This window comes from Frigidibacter sp., assembly GCF_030695035.1.
Taxonomy (GTDB): Bacteria; Pseudomonadota; Alphaproteobacteria; order Rhodobacterales; family Rhodobacteraceae; genus Frigidibacter.
Genome location: NZ_JAUYTT010000022.1, coordinates 72,073 through 92,840 on the forward strand (window position 1 = coordinate 72,073; position 20,768 = coordinate 92,840).

General features: G+C 68.0%; 23 protein-coding genes. All 23 read right to left on the minus strand.

What is annotated here, in order from left to right:
* Positions 1-3: 3 nt before the first annotated feature.
* Positions 4-1,170 carry a DUF2235 domain-containing protein gene (locus Q8S30_RS18870; protein WP_305667566.1) on the minus strand — a complete coding sequence of 389 codons (1,167 nt, stop codon included), beginning with the start codon at positions 1,168-1,170 and terminating at the stop codon, positions 4-6.
* Positions 1,171-1,441: 271 nt separating this feature from the next.
* Entirely contained in the window at positions 1,442-1,951 is a 510-nt protein-coding gene (locus tag Q8S30_RS18875) for a hypothetical protein (protein WP_305667567.1), read from the minus strand.
* Complete coding sequence (locus tag Q8S30_RS18880; protein WP_305667568.1) at positions 1,948-2,457, minus strand: hypothetical protein; 510 nt, start codon at positions 2,455-2,457, stop codon at positions 1,948-1,950. Before Q8S30_RS18880 ends, Q8S30_RS18875 begins: the two co-directional genes overlap by 4 nt.
* A gap of 76 nt (positions 2,458-2,533) precedes the next feature.
* Positions 2,534-3,976, minus strand: coding sequence for an alkaline phosphatase family protein (locus Q8S30_RS18885; protein WP_305667569.1), 1,443 nt, complete (start codon positions 3,974-3,976; stop codon positions 2,534-2,536).
* Complete coding sequence (locus tag Q8S30_RS18890) at positions 3,973-4,929, minus strand: sugar phosphate isomerase/epimerase (RefSeq protein ID WP_305667570.1); 957 nt, start codon at positions 4,927-4,929, stop codon at positions 3,973-3,975. The genes Q8S30_RS18885 and Q8S30_RS18890 overlap by 4 nt, the downstream gene beginning before the upstream one ends.
* A complete protein-coding gene (locus tag Q8S30_RS18895) occupies positions 4,926-5,873 on the minus strand; it encodes a sugar phosphate isomerase/epimerase (RefSeq protein WP_305667571.1) in 948 nt (315 codons plus the stop codon). Before Q8S30_RS18895 ends, Q8S30_RS18890 begins: the two co-directional genes overlap by 4 nt.
* Positions 5,874-5,876: 3 nt before the next feature.
* Positions 5,877-6,752: an ABC transporter permease gene (locus Q8S30_RS18900; protein ID WP_305667572.1), complete on the minus strand. Its 876-nt coding sequence runs from the start codon at positions 6,750-6,752 to the stop codon at positions 5,877-5,879.
* Positions 6,749-7,699: an ABC transporter permease gene (locus tag Q8S30_RS18905; RefSeq protein WP_305667573.1), complete on the minus strand. Its 951-nt coding sequence runs from the start codon at positions 7,697-7,699 to the stop codon at positions 6,749-6,751. Before Q8S30_RS18905 ends, Q8S30_RS18900 begins: the two co-directional genes overlap by 4 nt.
* Positions 7,699-8,715: an ABC transporter ATP-binding protein gene (locus Q8S30_RS18910; protein ID WP_305667574.1), complete on the minus strand. Its 1,017-nt coding sequence runs from the start codon at positions 8,713-8,715 to the stop codon at positions 7,699-7,701. Before Q8S30_RS18910 ends, Q8S30_RS18905 begins: the two co-directional genes overlap by 1 nt.
* Positions 8,712-9,692, minus strand: coding sequence for an ABC transporter ATP-binding protein (locus Q8S30_RS18915; RefSeq protein ID WP_305667575.1), 981 nt, complete (start codon positions 9,690-9,692; stop codon positions 8,712-8,714). The genes Q8S30_RS18910 and Q8S30_RS18915 overlap by 4 nt, the downstream gene beginning before the upstream one ends.
* Positions 9,693-9,774: 82 nt before the next feature.
* Positions 9,775-11,352 carry an ABC transporter substrate-binding protein gene (locus Q8S30_RS18920; protein WP_305667576.1) on the minus strand — a complete coding sequence of 526 codons (1,578 nt, stop codon included), beginning with the start codon at positions 11,350-11,352 and terminating at the stop codon, positions 9,775-9,777.
* 217 nt (positions 11,353-11,569) lie between these two features.
* Positions 11,570-12,592, minus strand: coding sequence for a hydrogenase expression/formation protein HypE (gene hypE / locus Q8S30_RS18925; RefSeq protein ID WP_305667577.1), 1,023 nt, complete (start codon positions 12,590-12,592; stop codon positions 11,570-11,572).
* A complete protein-coding gene (hypD, locus tag Q8S30_RS18930; RefSeq protein WP_305667578.1) occupies positions 12,593-13,744 on the minus strand; it encodes a hydrogenase formation protein HypD in 1,152 nt (383 codons plus the stop codon).
* Complete coding sequence (locus Q8S30_RS18935; protein ID WP_305667579.1) at positions 13,741-14,022, minus strand: HypC/HybG/HupF family hydrogenase formation chaperone; 282 nt, start codon at positions 14,020-14,022, stop codon at positions 13,741-13,743. Before Q8S30_RS18935 ends, hypD begins: the two co-directional genes overlap by 4 nt.
* A gap of 3 nt (positions 14,023-14,025) precedes the next feature.
* Positions 14,026-15,501 (minus strand): sigma-54 dependent transcriptional regulator, encoded by a 1,476-nt coding sequence (locus Q8S30_RS18940; RefSeq protein ID WP_305667580.1) that lies wholly within the window; start codon positions 15,499-15,501, stop codon positions 14,026-14,028.
* Positions 15,498-16,355: a hydrogenase nickel incorporation protein HypB gene (gene hypB, locus Q8S30_RS18945; protein WP_305667581.1), complete on the minus strand. Its 858-nt coding sequence runs from the start codon at positions 16,353-16,355 to the stop codon at positions 15,498-15,500. The genes Q8S30_RS18940 and hypB overlap by 4 nt, the downstream gene beginning before the upstream one ends.
* Positions 16,355-16,696, minus strand: a complete 342-nt coding sequence (gene hypA / locus Q8S30_RS18950) for a hydrogenase maturation nickel metallochaperone HypA (RefSeq protein WP_305667582.1) — start codon at positions 16,694-16,696, stop codon at positions 16,355-16,357. The genes hypB and hypA overlap by 1 nt, the downstream gene beginning before the upstream one ends.
* A complete protein-coding gene (locus Q8S30_RS18955; protein WP_305667583.1) occupies positions 16,689-17,549 on the minus strand; it encodes a hypothetical protein in 861 nt (286 codons plus the stop codon). Before Q8S30_RS18955 ends, hypA begins: the two co-directional genes overlap by 8 nt.
* Positions 17,546-18,310 carry a [NiFe]-hydrogenase assembly chaperone HybE gene (gene hybE / locus Q8S30_RS18960; RefSeq protein WP_305667584.1) on the minus strand — a complete coding sequence of 255 codons (765 nt, stop codon included), beginning with the start codon at positions 18,308-18,310 and terminating at the stop codon, positions 17,546-17,548. Before hybE ends, Q8S30_RS18955 begins: the two co-directional genes overlap by 4 nt.
* A complete protein-coding gene (locus Q8S30_RS18965) occupies positions 18,307-19,140 on the minus strand; it encodes a hydrogenase expression/formation protein (protein ID WP_305667585.1) in 834 nt (277 codons plus the stop codon). The genes hybE and Q8S30_RS18965 overlap by 4 nt, the downstream gene beginning before the upstream one ends.
* Before the next feature lie 7 nt (positions 19,141-19,147).
* A complete protein-coding gene (locus Q8S30_RS18970; RefSeq protein WP_305667586.1) occupies positions 19,148-19,567 on the minus strand; it encodes a hydrogenase accessory protein in 420 nt (139 codons plus the stop codon).
* A gap of 4 nt (positions 19,568-19,571) precedes the next feature.
* Positions 19,572-19,892, minus strand: coding sequence for a HypC/HybG/HupF family hydrogenase formation chaperone (locus Q8S30_RS18975; RefSeq protein WP_305667587.1), 321 nt, complete (start codon positions 19,890-19,892; stop codon positions 19,572-19,574).
* Positions 19,892-20,500 carry a HyaD/HybD family hydrogenase maturation endopeptidase gene (locus tag Q8S30_RS18980; protein ID WP_305667588.1) on the minus strand — a complete coding sequence of 203 codons (609 nt, stop codon included), beginning with the start codon at positions 20,498-20,500 and terminating at the stop codon, positions 19,892-19,894. Before Q8S30_RS18980 ends, Q8S30_RS18975 begins: the two co-directional genes overlap by 1 nt.
* Positions 20,501-20,768 lie beyond the last annotated feature (268 nt).

The window sequence follows — 20,768 nt, forward strand, 5'->3', positions numbered from 1 at the left end:
GCCTCACTCAGCGACCCAGTCGGGCGGCTCCCCCTCCACGCGGTGATCGCAGGGCAGGTTCGCGGGCAGCTGTCCCGTCGCCTCAGCGCGGGCGATCACCGAAGCGTGGACGCGCGCACCAGCTGGCAGGCGGCGCAGGCGGGCGCGGGTCCGTTTCAGCCCCTCGCCCTTGGCCGGAAGCGGCAGGTATTCGAGCAGCTTCCACCCCCGCGTCATCGAGTCGTTGATGGGGGCGAAGGCATCCGGCGCGACATAGGGCTGGCCCTCATGCGCGCCCTTCACCAGCCGGTTCACCGTCTGGGTGATGTAGTCGAGGCCAAGCACTTTCGTCTCCTCGATCATCCACAGCAGCGGGATCTTGGCGAGGCCCGAGACCGCCTCGGGCCAGCCGCCGCCGACATCACCATGGGTGCCGGTGAACCACACCTCGCGCGCGTCCTGCGGCACGGCGCCGCCGGGCTGGAAGCGCTGCGGCAAATGCTCGCCGCCCTCGGGCCAGAGCACGGGCTCGAACATCCGCCGCCGCTCGTCCAGCGCGACGGCATGGCGCAGATGCGCGACCGAGGGGTTGCGCGAGGTGAAGGCGTGGTGGCGCAGCTGCGGCAGCAGCCCGCGCCCCGGTTCGATCACCGAGGAGACGGTGTCGAACAGCCCCAGAAGGTGGATCGGCGGGCGGCCCGGGTCGAGGATCCGCTCGTAAAGCCGCACCTCGGCGAAGTCATGCGCCTGCTCCGCCTCGCCGATGCGCTTGTAGGCGCGCCAGGCGTGGTCCAGGAGGTTCAGGTTGCGCCGTTCCAGCAGGCCGATGGCATGGATGAACCCGGCCAGCATCCGCGCGGTGTAGGCGCCGCGCGAGAAGCCGAAGATGCAGATGCGGTCGCGCTCGGTCCCCGTGGCCTTGCCGTCGTCGTAGTTCTCGATGATGAAGCGGTAGGCCTCCTTGACGTTGTCATCGATCCCCATGCCGGTGGCCATGCCCCAGAGTTCCGAGGCCTCCTGCGCCAGTTTCGACCACCTGTCCTGCGCCCCGATGCTGCCCACGCCGGGGTCATAGTAAACCAGCTGCGTGTCCGACTTCTTCAGGCAGCCATAGAGCCGCAGGATGTTGGTCCGCTGGTCCGAGATGGTGTTCGACGTTCCGTCCAGCAGCAGGATCAGGGTCTTGGGCATTGCAGCTCCCTTCGGGTCAATGCTCGGCGCAGGAGGTCGGTGGCCCGGCGGTGCAGGGGGCCAGCTTCCGAAACCATAGCACAGCAGGGCGGTGTGACACAGGCTCTGCCCAAGGCTGCGCTGTGCCAACCCGTCTCCAGCGCAGTCATGGCTGGTCAGGCTTCCGGCCCGACCCTCACCATGCTGCGAGGTGACGCGCGACCAATCACGTCCGCCCCCGGGCCGCTGGCGCCAGTCCAATTTCTGCCACAAGCTTCAACGAAGCAGCAGCTCACTCCAGGCCGAGCAGCTTTGCCAACCCCAGACCGATGCCCCCGATAATCAGCGGGGCAGGCCAGGAGACCAGCAGCCGCTGGCCCAGAAACGACCAGCCCATCATGGCCGCTTCATGTGTCAGTGTCCGGGTCATGCTGAAGATGCTCCACCCGGTGACAAAGGCCAGCAGCGCTGCAACCCCCGCACCTGCCTTGAGCGCGGCGGCCCCGACTGCAAAGGCCACCACCGGCCCGCCCGGTACAAGCGCCCCAAGCCCAGAGGCCAGAATTACCCCCGTCAGCCCCGATCCCGGCCCGAACAGGGCGCGCATATCGTCTTGCGGCAGCAGTTCCGCCATGAACCCTGCCCCGGTCAAACCGATGATGGTGCGCGGCAGCATCATGAGGAACAGATGCCGCGCCTCGGAATGCACCTGGGGGAGCCGGTCCGGCGCGATCCGCTGCAGGTGGCGCAGGGTCCAGAGCGCCGCCGCCCAGATCATCACGGTGCCGATTACCACATTCAACGTGTTGCCGCCCGTGCAGCAAGCGCCCGCACCACGAGGCCCAGCATCACCGGCACCGGCAGGGTCAGAAGGAACCTCATCGCCACGAACTCCACCGGAATGAAGGACAGCTCCCAGACCAGCGTCCGGTTCAACGACAGAAGGATCCACGCCGAGACGATCGTCACCCCGGCCGCCATATCGGCACCCGCAGCCATCAATGCTACGGTCAGCGGGTAGATCACATGCGGCCCGCCGGGCATCACCGCCCCCGCGACGGCCGCGATCATCAGCCCGCGCCAGCCGCTGTCCGGCCCGATCAGCGCCAGCACCCGCGCGCGCGGCAGGGACAGACCCAGGGCCGTGGCCAGCAGGATGCCGCCAAAGATCTTGGGCAACAGGATCAGGGCGAATCCCAGATCGGACCAGAGCAGATCGAAAAATCGCTCTGGCCCGCGGGTGATCCACACGCCGACGCCGCTGAGGCACAGAAGGGCGGTCACGAAGATCAGCCCGCCATCGATCATGCGCCGTTGATGGGCCGGCGTCGCGGCCGGCCCGTTGTCTGCGCCTCGTGAGAGGGACGGTTGCCCGCGCCCCGGTTCAGGCTCGTCCGCCATGATCCAGCACCCATCCCCCCGCGCCCCGGCGCCGTTCCAGAACCTGATGGAAATCGCCGCTACCTGCCGTCAGGCGCTCGACCTCTGCCGGGGCCGGTTTGTCTGCGGGCCGCAGCGGGTGCCCGGCCATCGCATCGGCGGGCAGGCCAAGCAGATCGAGGATCGTCGGCGCGATGTCGGGCAAGGCGCAGGGCCGGTCATCGCGGGCGCCTGCGGGTTCGCCGGGCAGGAGCAGCTGCAGCACCGTCGACATCTCGTGCCGGTTCAGCCCGCCATGCATCCCGCCGCCCACGGCGACGCCCCCGGTTTTCAGCCCGCGCCCCGGCAGCCCAAAATGGTCCGGCCCATCCTCCGAGTGCATGACATAGAACAGCGAGGGCGCGCGCGCATGATCAAGGTTCACCGCCGAAAGCGGCAGCGCGCCGGGCGCCAAAGGCAGCAGATCATCGCGCGCGAAGACCATGCCGATTTCTGGCCGCGCCATCATCCATGCGGCCAGATCGGGGACCAGCCCGGCCTCGTCGCGCAGACACCGGATCTCGCCGCTGCTGCCCAGGGTCAGGGCGATGGCCGTATCCGCCTCGGGCCGGACGCGGGCATCGAAGCCGTCCGCGCGCAGCAGTGTCTCGATCTCGAAATGGCCGGTGGTGGTGATCTGGCCATGATCGGAAACCGCCATCACCGCGGTGCGCTGCCCGCGCGGCGCCTGCGTTGCCGCCTCGAGGATACGCGCAAAGCTTGCATCGGCCGAGGCCATGACGGCGGTGGTTTCCGCGGCCCCCAGCCCGTGGCTGTGATAGGTGCTGTCAGGCTCGCAGAGCCAGATCAGCACCACATCGGGGCCATCCTCGCCAAGGGCGCCGGCCAGTGCCAGATCGGCCGCATAGGCAAGCTGATCGTGCTTCGGGGTGCCGCTCTTGGGCAGCGGGCCGTGGCGCTCCTCGGCCGCCCGCACCGCATCCGGGGTCTGCGTCGCTTCCTGCCCGTGGATCGAGAAGGTCCAGTGCCCGCCATTCGCCGCAACCTCGGGGTTGCAGAGGAAGGCCGACCCCGCCGAGCCCGAGTGGATCACCGCCATCCGCCGCCCCGCGGCGGCCAGCGCCTCGCCCAGGGTCTGGGGGCCGATGACCCGCCCCCAGGCCGCGCGGGCTAGGATCAGGTCACCGAATGCCGAGGTATCCAGCGCGCGTCCCTGCAGCACCTGAGGCTGGTGCATCGCATTGCCGACGATGCCATGCCCGCGCGGCCACTGGCCCGAGCCGAGGGAGCTCGTGGCCACCCGCGTGACCGAGGGAAACACCGAGCGCGCGCCGGTGAACACGGTGGCCGCCTGCCCGAACGCCTCCAGCGCGGGCATCCGACCTGCGATCATGTCGGGGCGCAGCCCGTCAAAGACCACCACCACCACACGGTCTACGCTTGTCATGCGAAGGCCTCGGCGGGTTGCGGCGCTGCAGTCCCCGACTGGCGGGCGTTCAGCGTTGCGGCAAAGGCCTGTGCGGCGGCCAGGGTCATGGCCTCGCTATGGGCTTTGAAGTTGGCCTTGATCTCGATCACGATACGCGTGTCGGGCAGCACCGTCAGATTTTGCGCCAGCGCCGCGAAGTCCACGAGGCCGAAGCCGGGCGGGGCGTGCATGTCACCAAGGCCGATGAAATGCGCCTCGCCCATATGGCGGCTGGCGATGGTGGCGGGCCAGCCGGTGCTGTCGGAATAATGGATATGGCCGATATGCGGCGCCAGCCGCAGACAGGCCGCCAGCATGTCGAAACCCCAGAGCCCGGCGCCCTGCTGGGCGTGGCTGATGTCGAGGCAGGCCATGACGGCGGGATGGGCCAGCGCGTCGAGCTGATCGGCAAGCTGGGCGGGGTCCAGAGAATACGAGGTTTCCAGCCCGTCGATCACTCGGGGATTGGGCGAGATGTTCTCATAGGCGATGCGCACGCCCAGAGCTTGGGCCCGGTCCGCCACCTCCGCCAGCAGCTCGCGTTCGAAGACCAGCAGCGCGGCGCGGCGGTTGGTCCAGTCCAGCGGGGTGCAGCGGCCCGGGTGCAGCACGACGACCCGCGCGCCGATTTCGGCCGCCAGCTCCATCGATACCAGCGCGGCGCGGCGGTGCAGCTCGCGGTGCGCCTCGTCCATCAGGTTGATGGCGATCGGGGCGTGCATCGAATAGGCCAGATCATGCTGCGCCATCGCGGCCCGCACGGCGGCAACCTGCGCCGGGATCATGCGGCAGGCCACCACGGCATCAAGGCCCGTTGCGCTGATCTCGGCTCCGGTGCAGCCAATCTCTGCCAGATGAGCCAGCCGTGCAGCGAAGGTGCTGATCGAACCGGCCACGTCACCAGTGTTGAAACCTGTTGCGATGATGGTCATTGAAATGCGTCCTTGTAGGGGTTTTCCAGGATGGCGCCTTGGTTGAGATGGGCGGCGATGGCATGGGCGGTGGCCACAACCGTGGCCGCCTCGGTCCGGTAGCGCCCGTTCAGCTCGATCCCGCCAAAGGTGCGCGGACGGAACCGCATCCGGGGCAGCAGCTCTGCCCAGGGGATCGACCCCGTGAACATCGGCGCGTGCATGTCGCCAATGCCGAGCGCGACCTCGTCGCCCGGGTCGGGGCTGTGTCCGGCACGGCCGAAATTGTCATGCAGATGCAGGTGCCAGACATAGGGCGACAGCGCTTCAAGCGCCGCCAGGTAGTCGAAGCCGAGGGCATGCGCCGACAGCCAGGCATGGCCGAAATCCAGACAGGCCCCGACCCAAGGATGCGCCACCTCAGCCAGTTGCTCGGCCAGCGCCACCGGATCGGCGCCATAGGCGACATGGGCAGCGCCCGGCTTGCCGATCAGGTTTTCCACCGCCAGCCGGACGCCGGCCTGCCCTGCCAGATCACCGAGGCGGCGTAGGCGGTCACGCTCGGCCGCGCGGCGGGCAGGGCCCTCGGCCGCGTGCAGATCGGCGGGCAGCACCCCCGAATGCAGCACCATCGAGTGCGCCCCCAGCCGCACGCAGGCCGCGATGGAGGCTGCCGCCGCTGCCTCATGCAGATCGGCATCGGCTGGATCCATCAGGTTGATGGCGTGATTGGCATGAAGCACAGGGATCAACCCGGCATCGGCCACCATACCGCCCACCGCTTCGGCCCGCGCCACGTTCAGCCGGCCGCCCAAGACGAAATCCAGCCGCCGCGCCGTCAGTTCCACATGGCTGCACCCGACGCCGCGATAGCGGGCCAGGATGTCCGGCAGCAGGTCGATCCGGCCGGGGATCATATCCGTCAGGTTCAGCCCGACACCTTCGATGATAGGTTCGTCCGTCATGTCTTATCCTTGCAGTGAGGGGTCGAGCCGGGCCCGCAGATGGTCGCCCAGAATGGAAATCGACAGCGTGGTCAGGAAGATGACGACACCGGGGATCACGGCCAGCCACCAGGCGTTGATCAGGTAATCGCGCCCGTCGCCGAGCAGTTGGCCAAGCGAGGTCAGCGGCGGGCGGATGCCGAGGCCGATGAAGGACAGCGAGGTTTCAAACAGGATGGTTTCGGGGAAGTTGATCGTGACCTGCACGATCAGCGGGCCCATGATGTTGGGCAGCACATGGCGCGCATAGATCCGCGCCGGGCTGCCGCCAAGCGCATGGACGGCCTGGGCATACCCCTCTTGCCGCGCCGACAGGACAAGGCCGCGGGTGATGCGGGCATAACGCTCCCACCCGTAGATCCCCATCAGCAGCAGGAACACGATCATGGAGTTGCCAAGGAAGGCCAGCACCGCCAGCGCGATGATGAAATACGGCATGGCCGCGCCGAAATCGACCGCTGCGCTGATCACCTCATCGACCCAGCCGCCATAATGCGCGGCGAGGAACCCGAGGCCGGTGCCCAGGATCGCCCCGATGATGGTCCCCAGCAGCGCCAGCGCGATGGAGGTTTGCGTGGCGACAAGAAGCCGCGACAGCAGATCCCGGCCCAGCCGGTCGGTGCCCAGCCAGTGATCGGGCGAATAGCCCTCCAGCGGGAAGGGCGGCTTCATCCGGTCCAGCAGGCTGATTTCCTCGAACGCATAGGGCTGCAGCACCTGCGCAAAGACTGTGATGAACAAGATCAGCACCGCAAAACCGGCCGCCAGCGCCACGGACAGTGGCAGCCGTTGTCTGCGGGGGCCGGGCCGTACCTGCGGCTTGGCGGAAAAGACGGTCATGCGCGGGCCTCCCGGCGGTGCCCGGCCGCGTTGCGCGCATCGCGCACCCGCGGGTCGAGCCAGCCATACATCAGATCGACAATCAGGTTGGTCAGGATCATCGTTGCGGCGATCAGGATCAGGATCGCCTGCACCAGCGCCAGATCACGGTTGGCGACGGCGATGGTCACCAGCCGCCCCAGCCCCGGCCAGGCAAAGACGGTCTCCACCACGACCGCGCCGCCGATCAGCTCGCCGACCTTCAGCCCGATGATGGTGACGATCGGCACCACTGCGTTGGGAAAGGCATGGGACACCACCCGCCGCAGCGGCCCCGCGCCCTTGGACCGGGCGGTGCGCATATAGGCACGGCTGGACACGTCGATCATCGCCGACCGGGTGAAGCGCGCGATCTGCGCCGCGAAGGCGGTGCCAAGCGTGAAGGCCGGCATCACCAAGTGGGCCAGCGTGCCGGAGCCTGACGAGGGCAACCAGCGCAGATGCAACGAAAATACCAGGATCAGGATGATCCCCAGAAAGAAGTTGGGCATCGAGAAGCCGAAGACCGCAAAGCTCATCACTCCGCGATCAAGCGCGCTGCCCTGATACTGCGCCGCGATCACCCCCAGGGGGATCCCGATGAACAGCGCCATCGCAAGGCCGCAGAGCCCCAGAAGGAGCGTCTTTGGCGCGCGTTCCATCACCATGTCCCAGGCAGGCAGTCCCGCCCGCAACGAGACCCCGAAATCGCCCGTCGACAGCGCCTTCCAATAGGCCAGGTATTGCTGCCAGAGCGATTGGTCCAAACCCCATTTGACCCGGTAGAACTCGCGCACCTCCTGCGCCACATCGTCGGGCAGAAGGATGTCGGTCGGATCGCCCGAGATGCGCAGCACCACGAACACGAAGGTGATGACAAGCCACATGGTCACGGCAGAGCGCAGCAGTTTCACAGCGACAAAGCGCATCAGGCATACTCCCGTGTGGGGGTGGAGGGCTGGGGCAGCAGCGGGGCAGGGGGCGCCAGCTCTTCGGCGCGGTGACAGGCGACCTGCTGCGCGCCCAGATCCCGCAGGGCCGGCATTTCGACCGCGCAACGCGCGATCTTGTGCGGACAGCGCGGATGGAACCGGCAGCCGGTTGGGGGTGAATGCGGGCTTGGCGGATCGCCGGTCAGAACGCTGCGTGTGCGCGGTGCTTCGGGGTCCTGCGCGGGGATGGCCGCCAGCAGCGCCGCCGTATAGGGATGGCGCGGCGCGGAAAACAGCGCGGCCTTGGGCGCATGTTCCACTACCTGGCCCAGGTACATCACATAGACACGGTCGGCCACATGCCGCACCACGCCCAGATCATGGCTGACAAACACATAAGCCAGCTGCAGATCCCGCTGCAAATCCTTTAGAAGATTGACGATCTGCGCCTGGACCGACACATCCAGCGCCGAGACGGGCTCGTCCAGCACCAGAAGCTCCGGCCCCAGCGCCAGTGCGCGGGCAAGGATCACCCGCTGCACCTGACCGCCCGACAGCTCATGCGGGTAGCGATCCCACAGATGCGGACCAAGGCGCACCATCTCCAGCACCGCCTGCGTGCGCGCCGCGGCATCGGGGCGCCGGTGAATTTCCAGCGGTTCGCGCACCTGGCTGCGGATCGTCAGACGGGGATCGAGCGAGGCGCCGGTATTCTGGAACACGCATTGCATCCGCGCCCGAAGCGCGCGCCATTCGGGCGTGCTGAGCCCCGCAAGATCAGTGCCGTCGAACTGCACCGTTCCGGTCTCGGTCGGGCTCAGCCCCAGCAGCAGACGCGACAGGGTGGATTTGCCGCAACCACTTTCGCCCACGATGCCCACGGTCTCGCCGCGGTCCACCTGCAGCGACACGCCATCCACCGCGCGGAACCGTGCGGCGCGGCGGAACCAGCCGGGCTGGCCGGCAAGGAAGCTGCGCGACACGTCTGTCGCCGAGAGAAGAGGCCCGCTCATGCTGCAACCCTCGCGGCGCCCGGCCTGTGGCAGGCGACGAAGCGCCCCGCCCCGTCGCGGGCTGCGCTGGGATCTTGCCGGTCGCAGGTGATGTCGGCCGAGACGCAACGCGGAGCAAAGGCACAGCCCGCGGGCATCGCATCCAGCGGCGGCACGGCGCCGTCGATGGTGACCAGCGCGGCGATATCGCGGTCGATCCGCGGGCGCGCGCCCAGCAGGCCCTGCGTGTAGGGATGCCGCGGTTCGGCGAACAGGCGGCGCACCGGCGCCCTCTCGACCACCCGCCCCGCATACATCACGGCGACCTGGTCTGCGACACGGGCCACGACGCCCAGATCATGCGTCACCAGCAGCACGGCCATGCCCATCTCGGCCTGAAGATCGGCCAGCAGATCAAGGATCTGCGCCTGGATGGTCACGTCCAGCGCGGTGGTCGCCTCATCCGCGATCAGCAGCCGCGGCGAGCCCGCAATCGCCAGCGCGATCATCGCCCGCTGGTTCATGCCGCCCGAAAACCGGTGCGGGTAATCGCGGGCCCGGTCTTCGGGCTTGGCGATGCCGACGCGGCCAAGTAGCCGGATCGCCTCGGCCCAGGCCTCGGCCTGCGTGGCGCCCCGGCGCAGGCGCACTGCCTCGGCGATCTGCCAGCCGATGCTGCGAACGGGGTTGAGGCTGCCGGTCGCGTCCTGGAACACGCTGGCCACGGTGCGGCGGCGCTGCTGGAACGCCGCGGCGGCAGTCAGGCTGGCCATGTCGGTTCCGTCCAGCTTCAGCGTTCCCGCGGCGATCCGGGCCCGCTGCGGCAAGAGGCCCGCAACCGCAAGGCAAGTCATCGACTTGCCGCATCCGGATTCGCCCACAAGCGCAAGTGTCTGGCCCGCATCCACGCTCAGCGAGACTTCACGGACCGGCAGAACCTCTGTTCCATCAGGCCGAGATATGCTGACGCGCAACTGGTCAAGTTCGAGAACCGGCATGGGAGTTCCTTTCCGCGAGTAAGGCGGGGCCGAAAGCAGGGCGGGCGGCATCGCCCGGATGCCGCCCGCCTGGTGTTTCGTCTCAGTTCGATCCGTCGCCGAAGGTCAGGTTGTAGGGACGGAAGTCCATGTAATAGAGGCCGTAGGGCTTCCAGTTCACGCCCTTGCGCAAGGCGTAGGTTTCCAGCGGGTTGTAGAGGACCGTCCCCACCGCCTCGTCATTCCAGATCGCCAGCGCTTCGGCATAGGCGGCGCGGCGTTCTTCCCAGTCCATCGAGGTGATCAGCACGTCCTGCAGCTCGTTGAACCGGGCCGGGGCGTTCCACGTCCGCTCGGGGAACTCCTTGTTGTTCTGCACGCCCGAGTCCTTGCCCCATTGCGGGACGAACGATCCCAGCGGGTCCGGGAAGCGGTGGGTGTTCGACCAGGGCAGGATATGCACGCCAGCCTCGGAGGCCTGGCTGTTGTTCTCGCGCGGCTCAAGTTTGACGTTGAGGCCTATCTCTTGCCACATCTGCTGCATGGCCTGCGCCGCTTCGAGGCTGAGAAGGTAGTAGTTCAGGCCAAGGCGATAGACGATCTCTTCGCCGTTATAGCCAGCTTCGGCCAGCAGGGCCTTGGCCTTTTCCGGGTTGTATTCAAACTCCGGAAACTCTTCGACCCACATCTGGTACGAGGGCAGTTGGTGGCCGTTCGGGGTGTAGTTGGCACCCTCCCAAAGCGCATCACGCAGCAGCTTGCGGTCGATGCCAAGGCTGATTGCCTGACGAACGCGCTTGTCCGCCAGCGGGCCATAGGGCAGCAGCCGCAGGACATGGCTGTTGTCCAGCACGATGCGTTCCACCTTCAGGTCGTCATAGCTGCGGATCGTGGCGACCTGATCCGGCGGAATGTTGACGGCGATGTCGTATTCGCCCGACACCAGCCCCGCGATCCGGGCTGAAACTTCCGGCACGACGCGGTAGGTGATCGAGGCCGCAGTGGGCTTGCCGCCGAAGTAATCGTCATGCGCGACCAGCTTCAGATACTCGCCGTCCACCCACTCTTCCACCTTGTAGGGGCCGGTGCCGACCGGTTTGCGGCGGAACGCCTCATAGCCGACGGTCAGGTATTCGCGCGCGTTCACGATCCAGAAAGAGTAGCCGGCGATCCGCTGCTCCATCAGGATATCGGGTTCCTTGGACACGATGCGGATGTTGTAGCGATCCAGCGGGATCACATGGCTGATCGTGTTCATGTAGGTCTTGGCTTCGCCGAAGATCGGGTTGAAGCCAGTCCCGCGGCCGGGCACCAGCGAGAAGGCAACGTCATCGGTGGTCAGCTCGTCGCCGTTGTGGAACTTGACGCCTTCACGCAGCTTGAAGTCCATCGTCCGGTCGTCGACGCGGGTCCAGCTTTCGGCGAGGCCGGGCACCAGGACCGCCGAGGTCCCGGTTCCGTCGGCAAGGAAGTCCCGGCGGATCAGGCTGTCGAACAGCGTGTAGGTGATCCGGACAGCGACGTTGCCCTGCTCCTCGACCGACTCCAGGCTGTTGGGAAGCGTGTTGACCGCCACGGTCAGGTCTGGCCGATCTTCCGCCAGGGCGGGCAGACCGATCAGCGAGGCGACAACCGCGCCCCGCAGCAGCCTGGCCGCTTGCGCCAATTTAGAAATCCGCATCGCAGCATCCTTTTCTAAGGGAACGTGTCGCGGAATCGGTAATTCATCCGAATGACGCTGATCCGTCGCCCTGATGAAGGTTTCCGAATGGTTTCATGTCATCCGAATGACTGTAGCCCGCGCGACGGATGCACAAACACAAGAGCCTCCCGAGAGGGAGGCTCTTGCCGTGCAACCTGCGCCCGGCGTCGTCTGCAGGGCGCACCGGCCCTGCCTCTCAGCAGATCCGGGGCAGTTGCTCCCCGACCAGCATGTCCACAAGCCGCGCCCCACCAAAGGCCGTGCGCAACGTCACCCGGCCCGGCGGCCCTGCCTTGGCCTGACCGATGATGCAGGCCCCTGTACCCTCGGGCAGGGCGCTCATGGCGGCCAGCGCCGCCTCGGCTTGATCGGCCGGGCAAAACAGCACCAGCCTTCCTTCATTCGCCAGATAGAGCGGATCGAGCCCTAGAAGCTCGCACACCCCCGCCACCTCGGGGCGCAGGGGCAGCAAGGTCTCATCCAGTTCCACCGTAACCCCCGCCTCGGCTGCCATCTCGTTCAGCGCGCTTGCCAGCCCGCCGCGGGTGCAGTCGCGGGCAGCGCGCAGGCCCGGCGCGGTGGCCAGCACCGCCTGCATCAGATGGCCAAGCCCGGCGCAGTCCGACAGCAGATCGACCGACAGCGCCAGATCCCCCCGCGCCGCAAGAATGGTGGCGCCGTGGTCCCCCAGCACGCCGTTGACGATCACCACGTCGCCGGGCCGGATGTGCCGCGCGCCGATCTCCACCCCCGGCGGGATCACCCCCACCCCCGCCGTGGTGATGAACACCCCGTCGCCCTTGCCGCGGTCCACCACCTTGGTGTCGCCGGTGACGATCCGCACCCCCGCCAGCGCCGCCTCTGCCGCCATCGAGCCGACGATCCGGCGCAGCAGCGCAATCTCGCAGCCCTCCTCGATGATAAAGGCGGCCGACAGCCACAGGGGCCGCGCCCCGCCCACGGCCAGATCGTTGACCGTGCCGCAGACCGCCAGCTTGCCGATGTCGCCGCCCGGAAATTCCAGTGGCGTCACCACGAAACTGTCGGTGGTGAAGGCCAGCCGCGCGCCGGGCTGTTGCAGGGCGGCGTCCATCAGCCGCGCCTGATCCTCGGTGCCCGGGGGCTGGAAGGCCGAGGTGAAGACCTCGTCGATCAGGTCGCGCATCGCCCGCCCGCCGCCGCCATGGGCCATCGTCACATGGGTATCGCGCAGGGCCATCTACTCCGCCGCCTCCCTTGCGCCGGCATATTGCCAATAGGCCGCGCAGGCCCCTTCCGAAGACACCATCAGCGCCCCCAGCGGCATCTCGGGCGAGCAGCCCTTGCCGAATTGCGGGCACTGGGTGGGCTTCAGCTTGCCGATCATGACGGACCCGCAGGCGCAGCCCTCCATCTCGGGCACATTGCGGCGGCCAGTGGCATAGCCGATGCCGAACTTTTCCTCGGCGTCGAAGGCGGCATACCCCTCGCGGATGCGCAACCCGCTGGCGTCGATCTCTCCCAGCCCCCGCCATTCGAACGAGGGACGGCGCTCATAGACATCGGCGATGGCGGCCAGGCTGACCGGGTTGCCATGCTCGGGCACCACGCGGCCATACTGGTTCTCTACCGCCGCGCGGCCCTCGGCGATCTGGGTCAGCACCATCAGCACCGATTGCAGCAGGTCCGTCGGCTCGAACCCCGCCACGACGATGGGCTTGCCATAGTCGGCGGCGATGAAGTCGTAGGGGTGGATGCCGATCACCATCGACACATGGCCGGGGCCGATGAACCCGTCGAGCATCATGTCGGGATCGTCCAGCAGCGCCTTGATCGGCTCGGGCACAGTGATGTGGTTGCAGAACACGCTGAAGTTGCTCAGCCCCTCGCGCGCGGCCTGCTGGATCGACAGTGCGGTGGAGGGCGTCGTCGTCTCGAACCCCAGCCCGAAGAACACCACCTCGCGCCCCGGGTTGCGGCGGGCAAGCTCCAGCGCGTCGAGCGGGGAATAGACCATGCGGATGTCGGCGCCGGCGGATTTGGCCTGGATCAGCGACTTGCGATGCCCCGGCACCCGCATCGCATCGCCGAAGGTGGTGAAGATCACCCCCGGCTTCTCGGCAATCTCGACGCATTCATCGACCCGCGCCATCGGCAGCACGCAGACCGGGCAGCCGGGGCCATGGATGAATTCCACCCCGTCATGGATCAGCTTGTCGAGGCCGTAGCGAAAGATCGAATGAGTATGGCCGCCGCAGATCTCCATGATGTGGACGGGCACCGCGCGCGTCGCGCCGATCTCGTCCGCCTTGCGGGCAATCGCCGCCAGCAGCACCTTTGCCGCCGCCGGGTCGCGGAACTCGGAGGCGAACTTGAGGGACGGCGCGCTCATGCCAGCGCCTCATCCGCCGCGGCCATCTGGTCCAGCGCCTCCTGCGCCTCGCCCAGATCGCGCAGCGCCTCGAGCGTTCGCGCGGCCTCGTCCTCGTCGATCAGGCTCATGGCGAAGCCGACATGGATCAGCGCCCATGTGCCCACCAGCGCCTCCAGATCATTGCCCGCGACGCAGGCCACGTTCACCTCGCGCCGCACGCCCGAGACATCGGCCATCGCCATCAGGCGGGCCGCGTCGGTGATGGCGATGATCTTGCCGGGAATGCCCAGACACATGGCCTAATCCTCCTCATCCTGCAGATGCCCCGAAGGGTCCATGATGCCATAGCGGTCCAGCTTGGCGCGAAGGCCCACGCGGCTAAGGCCAAGCTCCACCGCGGCGCGGCTCTTGTTCCAGCGGTGGCGGGTCAGCGTCTCGCGCAGGATCCGCATCTCGATCAGCTCCACCCGGTCCTTCAGCGTGCCATCCGCCACCAGTACCGACTGCGCCACCCGGTCGGCGCCATTCTCGGACGGCATTGCCTGCAGGATCGGGCGGCTGATCAGCTCTGCCCCCAGCACCGGGGACTGGGCGAAGATCAGCATCCGCGTCACCTCGTTGAACAGCTCGCGGAGGTTGCCGGGCCAGTCATAGCCCTCCAGAAACTCCAGAGCCGCCGGGGCAAAGCCATGGGCGGCCTTGCCATGCGCGGCGGCAAGGTCCGACAGGAAATGCTGCGCCAGCAGGGCAATGTCGCCACGCCGGGCGCGCAGGGGTGGCAGCGCCAGCTCCGTCACCGCCAGCGCGTAATACAGGTCGAGCCGGAAGCGGCCATCCGCCACCCGCGCGGGCAGGTCGGCACCCGCCCCGGCGATCAGCCGCAGGTTGGTGGTCAGCACCTCTTGCCCGCCAAGCGGGCTGAAGCTGCCCTCCTCGACCAGCCGCCACAGCGCCAGTTGCAGCGCTGGCGAGGCATGCTCCACCCCCTCCACGAACAGCGTGCCGCGGTCGGCCTTCTGCACCAGCCCGATCTTGTTCACGCCCCCCGGCAGGATGCCGCGCTTGGCCCCGAACAGCTCTACCAGCGCCAGATCCTCGGGCAGGCCCGCCAGGTTCAGCGCATGGAACGGCTTGTCCGACCGCAAGGAGCCATAATGCATCGCCCGCGCCAGCCGTGCCCGCCCGGTGCCCGCCTCGCCCAGAAGCAGCACCGGCACGTCGAAGCTGGCAAAGTGCCGGGCGGTGTCGATCAGCGCGTTCATCGGGCTTTGCGGGCTGCGCAGCAGGCTTTCGAACCCCATCCCCTCACGCAAGGCGACGCGGCGCTTTTCCAGCTTGCTCTGGCTGGTGGTGGCCAGGAACCGCATTTCCAGCGACATGCGTTCATTCTCGCGCGCCAGCTGGAACAGCTTGGCGCCATTGCGCGCCGACATCAGCAGCTGGTCGGGGTGCCAGGGCTTGGTGATGAACTGGTGGATGCCGGCATCGTTGATCGCCTGCGCCATCGCCGCGGGGTCGGTATAGCCGGTGATGATGATGCGCACCACATCGGGCCAGCGGTCGCGCAGCTCGGTCAGGAACTCCACCCCCGTGCGCCCCGGCATCCGCTGGTCGCAGATCACCACCTGCACCCATTCCTCTTCCATCTTCGCCAGCGCCGCCCCGGCATCGGCGGCGGTGAGGCAGTCGAACTCATCCTCCAGCGCCATGCGCATCGCCGACAGCGAATGCGGCTCGTCATCGACCAGAAGGATGGTGGGCTGGGGGCTGGTCATGCGGCCTTCTCCGCCAGCCTTGCGCGCAGCCAGTCCAGCCAGGCGGCCATCCCCTCGCCGGTGCGGGCCGACAGCCGCAGGATCTCGATATCCGGGTTCACCCGGCGCAGGTTCGCCTCGTAAAGGTCCAGGTCCACGTCGCAATGCGGGGCAAGGTCGATCTTGTTGAGGAGCGCCAGCCGCGCGGCGGTGAACATGTCCGGGTATTTCAGCGGCTTGTCCTCGCCCTCCGTCACCGACAGGATCGCCACCTTTGCATCTTCGCCAAGGTCGAAGCCGGCCGGGCAGACCAGATTGCCGACATTCTCGATGAAGAGGTAAGACCCCGGCTGCGGGCGCAACGCGTCCACCGCATGCCCCACCATCGCCGCATCCAGATGGCAGCCCTTGCCGGTGTTGATCTGGATCGCCCGCGCCCCGGTGGCGCGGATGCGGTCGGCATCGGCGCTGGTCTGCTGGTCGCCCTCGATCACCGCCAGCGGCACATCGCCGAGCGCCTCGATGGTGCGGCACAGCAGCGTCGTCTTGCCCGACCCGGGCGAGGACACAAGGTTCAGCGCCAGCACCCCAAGCGCTGTCAGCACCCGCCGGTTGGAGGCGGCGAGCGCGTCGTTCTTGGCCAGGATCGAGGTTTCCACCTCGATCAGCCTCTGCTGCGTCATGCCGGGAACCGAGACGCCCGCGGCGCCGGTGCCATAATGGTGGTGCCCCGCCTGCACATGCGGGAAGGGCACCACCGCGGGCTGGAACACGGGCGCATGGGAATGCGCCAGCCCAAGCCGGTGCGCCTCGTCATGGCTGATCACCTTGCCATCCGCCGTCACCGTATCGCCGCATCCGCAGACCGTGCACATCACAGCACCTCCATATCCTTGATCCGCATCTCATCGCCCCCCTGCGGGATCAGCTTGCCGCCGCCGCAGAGCGGGCAGGGGTCCAGCCGATGGGCAATCTCCACGGTCTTGCTGCAATCATAGCAAAGCGCCTGCCCGGGCAGGTCGATCATTTCCAGCCGCGCGCCCTCGGCCGGGCTGCCGCGCATCACCACGTCGAAGGCAAATTCCAGCGCCGGTTTCTCGACCCCGGCAAAGCGCCCGATCTCCAGCCGCAGCACGGTGACGCGGGCAAAGCCATGGGCGCGGGCCTGATCTTCAACGATGCTGCGGATGCCCTCGGCAAGGCTCATCTCATGCATGGCAGACCTCTGGCAGCGTGACCGGGATGCACGGATCATGCAGCGCCACCAGCCGCAGGGCCAGATCAGGGCGGTTCGGCGAAAGGCTCGTCAGCGCCTGTTCCAGCGCGCCGCCGGGGGCAAGCTGGTGGTCGGTGGGCGTGACGCGGGTCATGTCCGTCACCCGCCCCGCCGACTGGCCGAGCCGCAGCGCATAGGCCCCGCGCGCCGCCTGCACCACGGCAGTGCCATCCGGCAGGCAGCGGGGGGCGGGGAGCTGGCCCGCCAGCGCGGCCTCAAGATCGGCGAGCATCCCCAGATAGCGCCAGAGTGGGCCGCGGCCCTGATCCGCCTCCACCGCCCGCAACAGCGGATGCGCCGTTTGCCGCCCGGCGGGGGAGTTCTCGAAGGCGCCGGTCTGGGTGCCCTGCGGCGCAGGCAGGGGGCGGCACAGCGCCATGCCGACAGGGAAGGTCTTGACCACGGCGCGCGCCAGGTCGGCGGCGGGAAGATCGGCGGCAATCCACCCGGTCAGTTCGGCCAGTTCGCGCGGCAAGCGGCCCGCCGGGCCGAAGACTCCGGCCACATCGGGCCGCAGCGGAGCCATCCCGAAGGCCCGGCGCAGGGTCACGAAGATCCGGGCGAGGTGGTCGCGGATCACCTCGGCTCCGGGATCGCCCTCCCCCGGCAGGCCAAGCGCCATGCAGGCCGCCGTGGACTGCGCCATGCGGCACAGGTTGAACATCCGTGGCAGCAGTGCGGCCACGTCCTCCACCGGGCGGCCGATCACAAGCGCGGCCAGATCGGGGCCGGGCTGGCGGCCCAAACGCCACCCCCCGCTGCCCGCGATGATCTGTGCTGCGCCAAGCGTCATTCGCCAAGGCCCCCGGTGATCAGCTTGCGGCGCGAGGGGGCCAGGTCCGGCTCCGGCTCCGCCACCGGCGCCAGCCCCGCCTCGCGCAGCGCCCGGATATCCGCGGCGCGGTCGGTCCCGGCGCGGTTCTCGGCCCGGAACAGCTCGCCCATCGCCGCGCGGGCCACCTCCACCGCCTGCAACTGGCTGGTGAAATCCCCCATGGGCGAGAACAGGGCGCAGGCCATGTAGGGCCCGACCATCTCGCGCGCCGCATGCATGAACTCGTATTCGCCCGACGGGAAGGTGACCGTTTCCTTCGTGCCGACCTTCAGCGCCGCCCGCTGCGGCCCCGGCAGCAGCACCAGGTTCATGAACCACGGCGCGACGAGGATGCCGAGAAACCCGCCCTCATGGGGCTGGAACCCCACCGCCTGCACATGCAGCGCCTGATTGACCATCGGCAGGTCGCGCATCCGCGAATGGAACACCTCGGTGAAATCGGCGACCAATGCCTTCGTCCGCGCCTCCATCTCGGCCATCACCGCGGCAGAGGGCGCGCCCGGATCCTCGCGCACCAGAAACTGCGCGCGCGGGGCCGAACAGCCGGGGCAGGCCCAGTCGTCCGGCAGGTCCAGAAAGGCGGTGCCGGGCATCACCTGCCGCGTGTCATCGCCCTCCGCCGGGTCATAGGGCGTCCAGCAGATCTTGCATTCCATGATCGCCAGCGGGCTGATCTTGTCCGCCGCGCCCAGAAAGCTGCCTTCAAACCCCGGGGTCATCGGATCGCCTCGATCACGTCGCGGATGCGGATCGCGCTGTCGGCAAGGTCTTCGGCGGCGGCCAGCGCCACCTCGGGCATCTCGCAGACCTCGTAGGTGTCAAGGATCAGCGTGTCCATCGAGTTGAAGAACTGCACCTTCCAGACATGCGCCTGCGCGCAAGACGTCACCCGGCAATTGCCATAGCCGCGCGACAGGATGGTGACCGCGCCCTCCCCCAAAGCCTCGGACAGCCAGACCAGATCCTCGGGCGTATGCGGCAGCAGCGACAGGTTCACGACATGGGCGATCTCGCCGGCGCGGCGACTGCGGGACTTGTCTACCAGCTCGGCCAGCAGGGCCGGCGCGTTCGCCAGACCGGGAATGCGCTTGGCCAGCACGCCGATGGCCGGGCTGTGGGGCAGATGGGCGCGGGTCAGCGACAGCGTGGGAACCGGCGCAATCTCCACCACATCCATCCCGGCGGCTAGCAGCATCCACACGCCCGCGAAGACGCTTTCCTGCACCATCACCGCCGGCAGGCCGCGGATCTTCATCGAGACCTCGCCCTGCCCCAGCGCATCGGCCATCACCTTGCGCGCCGCGGGAGAGAGCGCCCCCAGATCGAAGCTGACCGCCGGCGCGCCCTGCGCCACCACCTCGCAGGCGGCGGCCATCTCTGCCAGCATCGCCAGCGTCTCGGCCAGCGCGGCGATATCATCGGCGTCGGGGATATGCGGCGAATAGGTCCGCATCCCCGAGGGCATCGGCAGATATTGCAGCTCGCCATCCGGGTCGGGCTGCGAGCCGGGGCCAAAGCCGGTGGGCGGAAGCGTGAAGGGCGAAACCATGATGACCTCAGGCGGCTTTGAGCGACAGGAAATGCGTGATGCGGGCAAGATAGTCGGACCAGTCCCGCACCTTCTCGACCGCGCCCAGAAATTCGGGCCCGCGGAAGAACAGCAGGCCCGGGGTCTTCAGCGCGCGGTATTGCTCGCGCAGCGCCGCCTCGATGGCATCGTCGATCACCGCGCAGTCGAAGGCGTTCTGGAAGGCCAGCCGCAGCTCGGGCAGGATCACCGCCGCATCGGCGGTTTCGAGGTTGCGGCGCGGATCGCCCGGCACGAACAGGCAATGCACCCCGGGGCGGGCCAGAAACTCGGCCACCTCCTCCTGGCAGTCCAGCCGGGGATAGTGGAACTCCGCCTCAAGCCGCGCGATCAGCGGGTGGATCGTGGCTGCGGGTGGCAGGTCGTGGTCTTGGGCGTGGTCATGCATGGGGTCACCCTGTGGCTTGGCCCGCGTCCAGCGCGGCCTGAAGATGGGGGGGCAGCGTCGGTGTGCGGGCGTCAAGGTCGGCAAAGGCATCGCCGTGATCGCCCCCCGCCATGATCCGCGACAGGCCATCCAGCGCCTTGAGGATCAGCAGCGCCTCTGCCTCGGGCAGGATCTCGCGCCCGGTGCCCAGAAACCCCAGCACCCAGTCACCGACGCGGGCATCGGGCAGCAGCGACAGGTCCAGAAGCTGGGGCGCGCCCTTGTCCAAGGCATGGCCGACGATGCCGTCGATGGCGGTCAGCTGCATCGGGATGCCGACGCACATCACCGCGCCCCGGGGAAGAAACGGTCATCGCCGAGGCGGCAAGCCTCGGCCTCCGACGGGCGGCCCGCCTCATAGGCGCTGCGGCGGATCGAGGGGTCGGCGAGCAGGTCGCTCTCGGTGCGACCCTCGCGGCACTCGATCCCCCATTCGGCCAGCACATCCCGGGCAATGGCCAGCGCCTCGGGGATGCGGGCGGCCACCGCGGGCCGCAGCCCGCCGCCAAAATCCTCCAGCTCCACCGGCTGGCAGCCGATCAGCACCATGCGCGCCGGGCAATAGCCCATCAGCTGCGCCGTGGCGATCACGTCCTGAAAGCCGGTCTGGTGCAGGCTCATCTTCTTGGCGCCCATGAAGGCCGGCACCTCGCCATCGCGGATGATCTTCATGGTGCCGGCCGGCAGGCCATAGTCGATGGCATCGAAGACGATCAGCGCATCGGCCTCTTCCAGGAAGGGCAGCAGGTACAGCCCCTGCGTCCCGCCATCCAGCAGCCGCACGTTGGCGGGCAGGGCGTGCGTGTCGGCCATGACCTCGACGCAACGGACGCCAAAGCCCTCGTCGGCCCAAAGGACATTCCCGATGCCCAGAATCAGAACTCGCTGCGTCACGGGTCTCCCCCCTCGTGGCTGGTCGAACGGCTTTCACATTCGACAAGAAGTGAGAGTATGGCTTTCACCAGCATCTGGAAGCAAAATGCGAGGGCGGGCGCATTTTGTGCAGGCCGTTGAAATCACGACGGAACCTGCCAAAAGCGCAGGCTTTTCAGGGGCAAGGTCTGGAAAGCTGCTTACCCGTCCGGCGCGGAATCTGGAAAGAAACCCACCATCCGCGCCGCCCCGCACGCCCCAAACCCGCCCCCGCGGATTTCCCTTCCCA